Here is a 10,490-nt window from a genome sequence, read left to right as displayed (position 1 = left end):
CCGGTCAGGATCCAGCGGGACGGGATGCGTCTATTTCTGGTCGGGTCGGACATTATGGCTACCGAGGCCGGAACATGAATCCGTCGTTACTGATCCGAACGCGAAACAAACGTCCAGTGAGCTGGTGTTTTCCAATCGGCGGCCCGAGTTTGTAATCCCTCTACGAGAGGTGGCTCGTCCTGCCGGACGTTCGGCGCGGCGGCTGTTGTCCACCCAACAGCCATCCCTCGCTCCGCCCAACAGCCGGCCGCGCCGCCCCGGTGATGGTGACGCTGCGGGCTGTCAGGCCCCGGCGGTGTCTGTCACCGCCGGGACCCAACAGAAGTCGTCACGACCGAAAGGCACGTCCGATTGAGCCTGGAACAGCATATTTCGGGGTTGAACAGCAGCCTTCGCAGGGCTTCGACCCGAGTCCGGTTCTGACAGAAGCAGCCCGGCGCGGGTGGACGTCCGGACCGAGATTGCGTCGCCTGTCAGGGGTTGCGGATTGCTCTGGACCCGATCCGCAACCCAACAGGCGGTGAACACGCAGGTCAAACCCGCTTCGTCGGTCAGCGGCGAACCGGCGACTGACATAGATGTCATCTCTCTCCCCCGGGAAGCGCTATCTCAGCGCAACAGCGAAAGGAACAACGCTGATGCCCTCCGGTGTATCCAACCGGCTGCGGGCCTCCGGCGGCCCCAGCGAAACACTTCTACTCCTGCTCAACGACCACCGGGTCATGACCACCGACCAACTCGCCCGCGCCACCGACACCCCTGCGCGGACGGCGCTGTACCGGCTTGAACAACTCCGTGCCGCCGGTCTGGTCGACTACGACCGGCCCGGACGGCAGACCGGTAGCGCGCCGCACCACTGGTGGCTACGCCCCGCCGGAGCGCGTCTGATCACCGGCACCGCCCCGGGCGACGGACGCCGTCCCTCGGCCATGTTCAGCGCCCACTCGGCCACCATCACCGAGGTGTGGCTCGCCCTCCGCGACCACGGCCCACCCGCCGGGCTCACCATGACCGGGTGGGCCACCGACCGGGCCGGCTGGCAGGAATGGGAAGGCCGCACCTCCACGTGGGGCGGCACCTGCCCTTCCCCTCGTAGCGTGGAGGCCAGAGCTTGAGGGATAGAGGTTCATGGCTGAGACGAGACGGCAGTTTGATCCGGAGTTCCGGGCGGGCGCGGTGCGTATCGTGCGGGAGACGGGCAAATCGATCGCTCAGGTCGCCCGCGACCTGGGGATCAACAGCGGGACCCTGGCGAACTGGGTGAAGCGGGACCGCGAGAGGCGCGGTGAGGCCGCTGCCGGGCAGTTGGCCGAGGACGAGCGGGCGGAACTGGCCCGGCTGCGGCGGGAGAACGCGGAACTGGCGATGGAGCGTGATGTCCTCAAGCGATCCGTGGTCCTGTGGGTCAAGGAAGCGACGGGCCGGTGAGCGTGGCCGCCTTCATCGCTTCCCAGAGGACCGAGCATTCCGTGCCGCACGCGGTGGCCTGCCGTGCCCTGGGGGTGTCCGAGTCATGGTTCTACAAGTGGCGTGACCGGCCGCCGACCCGCCGCGATGACCGGCGCGCCCGGTTGTCGGCCGCGGTCCAGAAGGTGTTCGACGACTCGGGCGGCACCTACGGCAGTCCCCGTATCGGGATCGAGCTGCGCGAGCAGGGCTGGCAGGTCTCGGACAACACGATCGCGCGGCTCATGGCCGATACCGGCCTGACCGCGCGGGTCAGGCGCCGCCGGCGGAACCTGACCCGCCCAGGTACACGTCCGGCCGCGCCGGACCTGGTCAAACGCAGGTTCACCGCGCCGGCGGCGGACCGCGTCTGGTGCGGCGACATGACCGAGATCCGTACCGACGAGGGCAAGCTCTACCTGGCCACCGTCATCGACCTGTACTCCCGTCGCATCCTCGGCTACGCGATGGGCGCCCACCACGACGCCGGGCTGGTCGTCGCCGCGCTGAACATGGCCGCCGTCACCCGAGGAGGCAACATCGACGGAGTGATCTTCCACAGCGACCGCGGCAGTGAGGGCGGTTTCAAGCGGCCGTCGCAACACCTTGATCGCGGAGGTGTGCATGGGCAGGAACATAAAGCTGGAGCAGGTGCCGGAAGGGGCGCGGAGGCAGTGGGCGGCGGACCGGGCGCTGCGGGCGCCGATGCGGTCGCCGGGTCGGCCTGAGCCTTCGCGTGGTGTGCAGCGGCAGTTCTGGCGGCTGATCGCGACGGGGGTCACGACGGTCGAGGCCGCGCTTGCCGTTGGCGTGTCGTGGCCGGTTGGGGCGCGGTGGTTTCGTCACGCTGGCGGAATGCCGCCGATCAGCTTGGACGAGCCTTCGGGCCGCTATCTGTCCTTCACCGAACGTGAGGAGATCGCGCTGCTGCGGGCGCAGGGCCAGGGCGTGCGTGAGATCGGCCGCAGGATCGGACGCGATGCGGGGACGATCTCGCGTGAGTTGCGGCGCAACGCGGCGACCCGGGCCGGTAAGCAGGAGTATCGGGCCACGGTGGCGCAGTGGAAGGCGCAACAGGCGGCCAAGCGTCCGAAGGCCGCCAAACTGGTGTCCAATCCTCGGCTGCGCGAGTACGTGCAGGACCGACTGTCCGGGGCGGTGCGCCGGACCGGCGGCGAGCTCGTAGCCGGGCCGACGGCTCGGGCCTGGAAGGGACGAAACAAGCCCCGCCGGGAAGACCGCCGTTGGGTCACTGCCTGGAGCCCGGAACAGATCAGCAACCGGTTGAAGCTCGACTTCCCGGATGATGAGTCCATGCGCATCTCGCATGAGGCGATCTACCAGTCGCTGTTCATCCAGGGCCGGGGCGCGCTGAAGCGTGAACTAGTCGCGTGTCTGCGCACCGGCCGGGCACTGCGGGTGCCGCGCGCCCGGGCCGAGCAACGCCGCGACGGCATGGTCACCCCGGAAGTGATGATCAGCCAGCGGCCGGCCGAGGTCGAGGACCGGGCCGTGCCGGGGCACTGGGAAGGTGACTTGATCATCGGGCTGGACAGGTCCGCGATCGGCACCCTCGTGGAACGGACTACCCGCCTCACCTTGCTGCTGCACCTGCCCCGCATGGACGGTTGGGGCGTCGAAGCGCGGTCGAAGAACGGCCCGGCCCTGGCGGGGCACGGCGCCGAAGCCGTGCGCGAAGCGATCGCCGCGACGATCACCGCTCTGCCCGAGCAGTTGCGTCGCACGCTCACGTGGGATCGCGGCAAAGAACTCGCCCAGCACGCGAAGCTAACGATCGACACCGGCGTGCAGGTCTACTTCGCCGACCCGCACAGTCCGTGGCAGCGCGGCACGAACGAGAACACGAACGGGCTGCTCCGGCAGTATTTTCCCAAAGGTACGGACCTGGCCCGCTGGAACACCGGCGAACTCGAGGCGGTGGCGGCAACATTGAACAGCCGGCCGCGCAAGGCACTCGGGTGGAGAACGCCCGGTGAAGCCCTTAACGACCTGTTATCGTCCACGCAGGATAGTTGTGTTGCAACGACTGGTTGAAACCGGTGAGTACACCTCGGCCGACTTCGCCCGAGCCTGCGCCCGATGGAAGGTACGCCAGTCGATGGGCCGGGTCGGGTCGTGCTTCGACAACGCCGTCGCCGAGGCCACCTTCTCCACCATCAAGGTCGAGTACGTCCACCGCCGCCACTTCCACACCCGCACCGAGGCCCGTCTGAAGATCGCCACCTGGATCACCGACTTCTAGAACCGGCGCCGGCGGCACTCCGTCTGCGACTGGCGATCCCCCATCGACTACGAACGATCAGAGACCCGCGCCCTGGAAACCCAGGCCGCATAACGACGCCCTCCACGATTACAGGGGATTGACACACCACCGTCAAACGTCTCACCCCCGACGCCGTGTACCAGGCCGTCCTCACCGACGGGACGGCGACGGCGGCGTTCGTGGAGATCGACCTCGCGTCCATGACCCACACCCAACTCAAAGCCAAACTCGACCGATACCGCGCCTACACCCGCGACGAGGCATGGCGCGACCGATTCCCGCACTGCCCACCCCTGCTGCTACTCACCACCACCACCCACCGGGCCGTCACCTTCACCCGCACCACCGCCCGCCACCTCAAAGACGACACACCCGCCCACTACCGACGCATCATCGACGACTACACCCTCATCGCCGAGCACGGCCGGCTCGTCATCGCCGCCACCGGCCTCGTCCGCGATCCCGCCCGCGCGATCGGTGAGCACATCTGGACGCTCACCGATCCGGAGGCGGCCGAGACGACCCTCACCGCCATCCTCACCGAACGCACCGCCGTCACCGCCGCCGCTCTACCGGCCTACCAGCGCCAGCGGAACGCCGCCGACCGCCACCAACGGCAGTACGCCCTCAGCCGCCTGAGCAGCCGCCTGCGGCACCTCGGACCACTCCTCGGCACCGCCGCCGTCGACATGGTCGGCTACCTCCTCGACTCCCACAACAGCGGCAGCGACCCGTTCACACCCAACCTCGACACCGACACCATCCTCACCACCGTCGCCTCCTGGTGGCAGACCAACCCCCACCCCGACGACGACAACAACGCCCTACGCGCCACCCTCACCACGCTGCACCACCACGCGTGGTCCCACCAGGTCCGCCACCTCGCCCACCTCACCAACACCCACGGCGACCGGCCCGCCTGGTACCACGCGGCTACCCGCCTCACCCGACACCGCCTACTCACCCCCACCGAACACAACGGACTCGACCAACCCCCCACCCGCGAGCAGGCCCAAGCCCGCGTATGGGCGCACTGGCAGCCACCCGACCACGGCCGCGACCCCACACCACCACCCACCTACCCACAATGGCGCGGCCAGCAGATCACCGACCGGTGGAACAACCTGTCCTGGTGGCAACGCCACCACACCGACCCCAGCACCCTCGCCACCGCCTTCGACAACGAACACCTCACCGCCTGCGCCCGCTGCCGACTCACCATCCCCACCAACGACACCGCCGACTGCCCCGGCTGCCACCACCACGAACGCCTACCCCACCACCAACGCCACACCATCACCCCGCTGGCCGAACTCATCACGGCGCTGCTCGCCAAGACAGCCAACGACCCCTGACCACCAGGCAGCACCACCGAAGTCTCGACCGCGCCCGGTCGAGAATGATAAGCAGAAGCCATATCTTGCTCAAACCGAGCCGGGCCAAGATCAGCAATCTTGCCGGGCCGTGCGCCAGGGCGTTCCCGCCGGTCCACCCAACGCCTGCCGCAGACCGAGGCGCGATCACCGTGCTCGACAACTACGCACCATCGGATGCCTTGCTCCAACCGTCGATGACGAAACGGCTATAGCTCCTGCACCGCCACGCCTGGTGCTGAGCGTCGCCGGGCGCGTCGCCTGGCAGTATCCGCGATGATCAGCAGACCAGGGATGGCGCCGAGCAACCAGATCGCGATCGAGGGCCAGTGAATCAGCGCACCCACCGCCCCGCGGATCTGCGGAACCTCTCCGACGGTGTATGACGCCTGCTGGTCATAGGTACGGCAGGACAGCGAATAGGCACCGGGCACGGGAACGTCGAAGGAAGCGACCCAGGCAAAAGAGGCGTAGTCGCTTCCGTAGTCGCCGGGTGCGATGGTGACCAACTTCGCCGACCGAGGAGGCACGCCAACGCCGGTGACCTGGCAGTCAGGATTTCTTGGTGAGTGACCCACCGCGAAGATCGCATACCGGCCCGCCGCCGGCAGCCTCAACACCCCCTGTTCACGGGCTGAGGTCGCATACGGCCCCACTGCCCCGTACTCGACCGCGTCGTACCGCACGGTGCTGCTCTCCGCGCCAAGCTGCACCGACGTCTCCGCGAGCAGGGCGCCCACCACGGCGACGATTCCGCCAAGGACAAAACCACGTCGAGGCGACACGGGGCTGCGGCGCACACGGCCTCGTCCGAACAGGTAGCCGACCGCCGCACCACAGATCGCCAGTGGAACGCTGCCGAACAGCACGCTCCGCCACGCAGCCACACCACTGAGCGGGACAACCCACCGGTAGACAGCCATCGTCGCGCCCACGAACACCGCACTGACCAACGTGGCCGCGACCACAGCCGCCACCATGGCCGAGGCAGTGCGACGCTGACCATTGCAGCGGGTCCACTTCGTTGCCACCACGGCAGCGAGCACAGGGACTGCCCCCACGATCCACCACAGCGCCGTCGAGACCTTCAGGTCCTCTTCCCAACTGTGAGTCCCCTCGAAGAAAATCAGCGGGGCCGGCACAGTCACCAGCATCCACACCGCCAGAGCCATCGGACCGGGAAACGCCCGCCCCACCACCCGCCACGTTGCCGCATTCATGCACCGATCATGAGGCAACAGCCCTGCTTCTCGAAACCCCGATCTGGACCAGGCCCAGCGGTTGCAGAACCCCGGCGAGGCTGACGCTACGGGCAGCACACCGTTTCATCGCGACCACACAAGATGACCACACAAGATCACGGAAATCGCCGCGACCGAATACGCAGCCCTACCGGTCGACCACGAAAGGCGCGTACGCAGATCTGGTAACCCGTACTACAACTTGCTCAGCCGGCCGGGCAATTCGGGGGCAGTCACCGCCATTGCGCTACGGGTCGCGGACGACGCGATACGCAACGGTAGTACTCGCACCGAGTCGCGTCCAGTACCAAGGGTGTGTCGCGCGGGTGCCACCGGCCGCTCCGACGGGGGAGCCGGACTGGTGCTCCCATTCTGGTAACGCCGTTGCCCCTGGCGATCGAGCGCTACCGGTAGCCCTGTGGTGTCGACCGGAGGCGGTAACGCCTGCACTGGCGTGGCAACGCCTCGGCGGCAACTCCCGACAGCGCATCTGTCGACTTGCTCACACCCCAATGCCCGGCTCGTGTCGGGCTTTGTTGTCCCGTGTCGCCTCGTGCCGAAGAAGGATTTTGGCGAGGGCTACGGGTAGCGCGGGTGGTAACGCCTCCGCGTCATTCTCAAGCGAAGGAAAGGCGAAAGACGATGACCGCAGCAGACCGGAAACCAGCGGACCCGATCGTGGAGGACGATGGCCACAAGCCAGACGACACCTGACCCACGCCGTCGCCCACGAGGCGACCGGCCGCCGGCCCCGGGCGCACACGCCTCGGACGGTGGTCCCACCCCCACCGGCAACACGCCAGGCCAGCCCAACGCGAGGGGGGCGTTACCGCTGGCCACCCACCCCTCCCGCACCCGAACAACAGCTCGCATCGCCGCCCGACCCGACCCGCCAGCCCCACCAGACCACCACCAGCAGGACACCGACCCCTCGGAGGTGCAGACGCTCATGCGGGCACGGCTCGCCGCGATGGCCGCGCCCCGCGACACCGACGACCCCGAGTTGGCGGCGCTCCGGGCCGTCCTGCGCGACCAGGCGCTCATGGCCCACGTGACGGCCAACGTCGACCGGTGGCCGCCGCTGACCGAGGAACAGCGGGACACGATCGCCTCGCTGTGGCCACCGCCCACCCGATGACACCACACCGCGCGCAGTGAGGGGAGCACTAGCCGGGCTCCCCTCACGCGGCTGGCCCTGCCTATCCGATCGCAGCCTGGAACTCCGGCGGCGTAGCACCCAGGGAGTGTCTCGGGTCGACACGGACCGACGAGACATCGAAGCGGCGGCCGGAACGGGCGGACAGGATCGTCACCGTGCACAGCCGGTCCACGATGATCCGCCGGTTCGCCAACGGCATGTCCTTCCACACCTTCACCGGATCCACCGCGTTGACCACCTCAGCCAGCGGATCCTCGGTCATGGTCACATGCAGCAAGTCATCGATCTCACTGACCCTGGCGTTGGCCCTGCGGGTCGCCGCGAGCACCTGCGCCCTCGTCCGCAGCCCCAACACCTCGTCCTCGGCCATCCGCTCCAGGTTCTTGCGGATCGTGGCCTTCTCCGTCCGCAACGCTGCCGCGTCCACCTCCGGTGCGGCCGGGGCCAGCAACTCGTACGCGCGGGGATGGGTGATCGCGTACATGACATGCGCGAACACCACCTCGTCGGTCCGGTAGGCGTTGCGGGCCACGTGGCTGTACTCCCGGCAGGTGTACCGGGGGTTCGTCCCACCACGGGTCACATGACACGTCACCGGCCTGTCCGACTCGCTGCCCGGCGGGGTACACAGCCCGCACCGGTAGATACCCGATCCGGTCCAACGCGGCGGCGCACCCCGGGCCGTCTCCCGCGCCGGATCGGTCAGCAGCGCCCGGACCTCCTCGAACGTCTCCCGCGCCACGATCGGCTTCCACGGCGCGGTCACCCCATCGAGGATCTCGCCCCGGTAGACGATCAGACCAGCGTTACGCGGACGCAACAGCACATCCCGCAGTGTCTCCGCCGACCACTTCGCGCCGGTCACCGTCGGCACGTCCTTGCCCCGCAGTTCCAACGCCATCGACCGCAGACTCACGCCCTGCAACACCCGGCGCGAGCAGTCCGCGATCACCTCGGTCTCGGCCTCGATCGGGGAAGTGCCGGACCGGCAGTCCCGTCCCCCGTGCCACTGACACACCGCCTCGTCCGTCCGTCCGCCGTCCGGGACGATCTTCGGCGGTCCCGAGCAGAACCCGAACGGACGTTTCCCGCCGCCGTACTGGCCGCTGAGGGCCTGACGCTCCCTCGCGGCGGCAACCCTACGGGCCGTGTCCCTGGATGCCTTGTTGGCCACCAGAACCCGAATCTCGGCGTCGAAGTTGTCCCGGCCCTTCTCCATGTGCAACGACCCGGTGACCGACTCCACCACGATGTCGTGCGGCGAGTGGTCCACCACATCGATCAAGTCCTGCAAGTCCTTCGGATCACGGAACGCCCGATCAAGGTCCAGACACAACAGCGCGTTCGCGCGACCCGCCGCGAGGTCCGCCAGGGCCTCCCGCAGATCAGGCCGGAACACCCGGTACTCCCGCCGACCGTCCGGCAGCGTCACCTTCCGTCGCTTGTAGGCAGACAGACGCGGATTCTTGATCACCTTCCACACATCCCACCCAAGCTCACCGGCCCGGTCCCGCATACGACGGAGCTGGTCATCAAGCCCTGAAGGGATACCCTCGTCAGTGAGGTCCACATCGACCCTGTTGTCAGACAGACGCGCCAGCAGAATCGCCCGACGCCGAGAGGAACTAGCCATGCCTAAATACTGTGCTAAAACACGGGGTGCGGCAAGACCACCCTCGCCGGTGCACTGGGCGCCCTGACGTACGACGAGGCCGTCGCTGCCCTGGTGGCACGGCCGGCCCCCGAGCCGGGGCGGCCCCTGGTTTTCGTGTCACGACGGCAGATTTCCGGCACCTCCGGGTACGCGGCGAAGCTCATGGAACACCTGTCGACGGTGCTGTGGCACAGCGGTGACAGCACGGATCTGCCCGACTCGTTCTGGGTGTCCGTGCAGGCGGCCTGGTTCACGGCGCACGCGACGAACGTGTTGGAGCCGCTGCTGCGCGCGGGACACGACGTGGTCGTTGACGGCTGGCTCTATAAGTTCTGGTCGAAACTGCTCCTGCAGGGCTACCAGCGTCACGACCTGGAGACGATCTTCGCCGAGGTGCGGAAACCGGACGTGGTCGTCCTGCTCAGCTCCGACGCCGGCATGCTCTACGACCGGCAGGGCCGCGGGTTCCGTGCCAGCGAGCTAGGCATGCACGCCGGCTACACCGAGCTCAACCGGGCCTCCTTCGTGACTTACCAGGAGCAGGGAATGCAGCTGCTGGAGCAGTTGGCCCGCGAATACCGGTGGCCGGTGCTCGCGATTGGCGCCGGAGAGCCGGTGGATGAGACCCGGGATCGGGTGTCCGCCCTGGTCACGGCGGCCCTGGCCACGGTGGGAGAGACGACCGGGCAGGACGGATCGGCTTACTCCAAGGAGGCAACGGCATGACGGCACTCGCCGCGCACGGCGGACCGAAGACCATGGACATCCCCGGCCCGCACTACCGGTGGCCGATCATCGACCCGAGCCTAGAGCGGGCGGTGTCGGACCAGATGCACCGGTCGCTCTCCGACCGCGACGCGCGGGGCATCATCGGCGAGTACGAGGCGGCGTTCGCCCACTTCGTGGGGACGCCCTACGCGATCTCGTTCAGCTCCGGGACGTCGGCCATCCACGCCATGTCCCGTATCGCCGGGCTCCGGCCCGGTGACGCAGTGCTCGCCCCGGCGTATACCTTCCTGGCCACCGCCTCGCCGTTCGCCTACGACGGTGTCGAGGTGATCTTCGCCGACGCGGACGACCACGGCAACGTGACGGCCGACAGCCTCGCCGCGAAGCTTGCCCCGAACGTCCGGGCCGTGATCGTCACTCACATGTGGGGCAACCCCTGCCCGATGGACGAGATCGTCGCCTTCTGCCGCAGCCAAAATGACCGGGACTGTACAAATAACGGCTGATCGACCGATCAAGGGAGAGACGCCAGATGACGACCGAGACCACCGTGGGAGAGCCGGCCGTGGAGCCGGTGGGTGCGGTCACGGATGAGCAGTTGATT

Annotated in this window: 10 protein-coding genes and 1 pseudogene; 9 read left to right on the top strand and 2 right to left on the bottom strand. The window is 68.0% G+C overall.

All coding sequences use genetic code 11. The features are described from left to right. The first annotated feature begins 638 nt into the window (after positions 1 to 638). The 6 genes and pseudogenes from HCA58_RS22820 to HCA58_RS23940 all read left to right on the top strand — a co-directional run. Positions 639 to 1,115, top strand: a complete 477-nt coding sequence (locus HCA58_RS22820) for a replication-relaxation family protein (RefSeq protein ID WP_169600090.1) — start codon at positions 639 to 641, stop codon at positions 1,113 to 1,115. A gap of 13 nt (positions 1,116 to 1,128) precedes the next feature. Continuing rightward, complete coding sequence (locus HCA58_RS22815) at positions 1,129 to 1,428, top strand: transposase (protein ID WP_169600088.1); 300 nt, start codon at positions 1,129 to 1,131, stop codon at positions 1,426 to 1,428. After that, positions 1,425 to 2,174: an IS3 family transposase gene (locus HCA58_RS22810; RefSeq protein WP_169600086.1), complete on the top strand. Its 750-nt coding sequence runs from the start codon at positions 1,425 to 1,427 to the stop codon at positions 2,172 to 2,174. Before HCA58_RS22815 ends, HCA58_RS22810 begins: the two co-directional genes overlap by 4 nt. After that, entirely contained in the window at positions 2,152 to 3,501 is a 1,350-nt protein-coding gene (locus tag HCA58_RS22805; protein ID WP_205809469.1) for an IS30 family transposase, read from the top strand. Before HCA58_RS22810 ends, HCA58_RS22805 begins: the two co-directional genes overlap by 23 nt. After that, positions 3,485 to 3,709: an integrase core domain-containing protein gene (locus HCA58_RS22800; protein ID WP_169600084.1), complete on the top strand. Its 225-nt coding sequence runs from the start codon at positions 3,485 to 3,487 to the stop codon at positions 3,707 to 3,709. The genes HCA58_RS22805 and HCA58_RS22800 overlap by 17 nt, the downstream gene beginning before the upstream one ends. A gap of 143 nt (positions 3,710 to 3,852) precedes the next feature. Next, positions 3,853 to 5,085, top strand: a pseudogene (locus HCA58_RS23940) (hypothetical protein); the annotation flags it as partial. Positions 5,086 to 5,312: 227 nt separating this feature from the next. Here HCA58_RS23940 and HCA58_RS22790 read toward each other — a convergent pair. Further along, positions 5,313 to 6,323 carry a hypothetical protein gene (locus tag HCA58_RS22790; protein WP_169600080.1) on the bottom strand — a complete coding sequence of 337 codons (1,011 nt, stop codon included), beginning with the start codon at positions 6,321 to 6,323 and terminating at the stop codon, positions 5,313 to 5,315. Between the two features lie 970 nt (positions 6,324 to 7,293). Here HCA58_RS22790 and HCA58_RS22785 point away from each other — a divergent pair. Further along, positions 7,294 to 7,482 carry a hypothetical protein gene (locus tag HCA58_RS22785; protein ID WP_169600078.1) on the top strand — a complete coding sequence of 63 codons (189 nt, stop codon included), beginning with the start codon at positions 7,294 to 7,296 and terminating at the stop codon, positions 7,480 to 7,482. Between the two features lie 61 nt (positions 7,483 to 7,543). Here the strand turns inward: HCA58_RS22785 and HCA58_RS22780 are convergent, their stop codons facing one another. Further along, positions 7,544 to 9,136 carry a recombinase family protein gene (locus HCA58_RS22780; protein ID WP_169600076.1) on the bottom strand — a complete coding sequence of 531 codons (1,593 nt, stop codon included), beginning with the start codon at positions 9,134 to 9,136 and terminating at the stop codon, positions 7,544 to 7,546. A 135-nt stretch (positions 9,137 to 9,271) separates the two neighbouring features. On the opposite strand from HCA58_RS22780, the gene HCA58_RS22775 reads away from it, so the two are divergent. Beyond that, positions 9,272 to 9,883: a hypothetical protein gene (locus HCA58_RS22775; RefSeq protein ID WP_169600074.1), complete on the top strand. Its 612-nt coding sequence runs from the start codon at positions 9,272 to 9,274 to the stop codon at positions 9,881 to 9,883. After that, positions 9,880 to 10,392 (top strand): aminotransferase class I/II-fold pyridoxal phosphate-dependent enzyme, encoded by a 513-nt coding sequence (locus tag HCA58_RS22770; RefSeq protein WP_169600072.1) that lies wholly within the window; start codon positions 9,880 to 9,882, stop codon positions 10,390 to 10,392. The genes HCA58_RS22775 and HCA58_RS22770 overlap by 4 nt, the downstream gene beginning before the upstream one ends. Positions 10,393 to 10,490 lie beyond the last annotated feature (98 nt).

Source organism: Micromonospora sp. HNM0581 (genome assembly GCF_012726175.1).
Lineage (GTDB): Bacteria > Actinomycetota > Actinomycetes > Mycobacteriales > Micromonosporaceae > Micromonospora.
This window is presented reverse-complemented; position numbering and strand designations above follow the sequence as displayed.

What these genes read in the sequence shown, in the direction of transcription:
- HCA58_RS22785 (WP_169600078.1), top strand. Translation starts at nt 7,294, where the DNA reads ATGCGGGCACGGCTCGCCGCGATGGCCGCGCCCCGCGACACCGACGAC.
- HCA58_RS22805 (WP_205809469.1), top strand. Translation starts at nt 2,152, where the DNA reads ATGCGGTCGCCGGGTCGGCCTGAGCCTTCGCGTGGTGTGCAGCGGCAG.
- HCA58_RS22780 (WP_169600076.1), bottom strand. Translation starts at nt 9,136, where the DNA reads ATGGCTAGTTCCTCTCGGCGTCGGGCGATTCTGCTGGCGCGTCTGTCT.
- HCA58_RS22790 (WP_169600080.1), bottom strand. Translation starts at nt 6,323, where the DNA reads ATGAATGCGGCAACGTGGCGGGTGGTGGGGCGGGCGTTTCCCGGTCCG.
- HCA58_RS22820 (WP_169600090.1), top strand. Translation starts at nt 639, where the DNA reads ATGCCCTCCGGTGTATCCAACCGGCTGCGGGCCTCCGGCGGCCCCAGC.
- HCA58_RS22770 (WP_169600072.1), top strand. Translation starts at nt 9,880, where the DNA reads ATGACGGCACTCGCCGCGCACGGCGGACCGAAGACCATGGACATCCCC.
- HCA58_RS22815 (WP_169600088.1), top strand. Translation starts at nt 1,129, where the DNA reads ATGGCTGAGACGAGACGGCAGTTTGATCCGGAGTTCCGGGCGGGCGCG.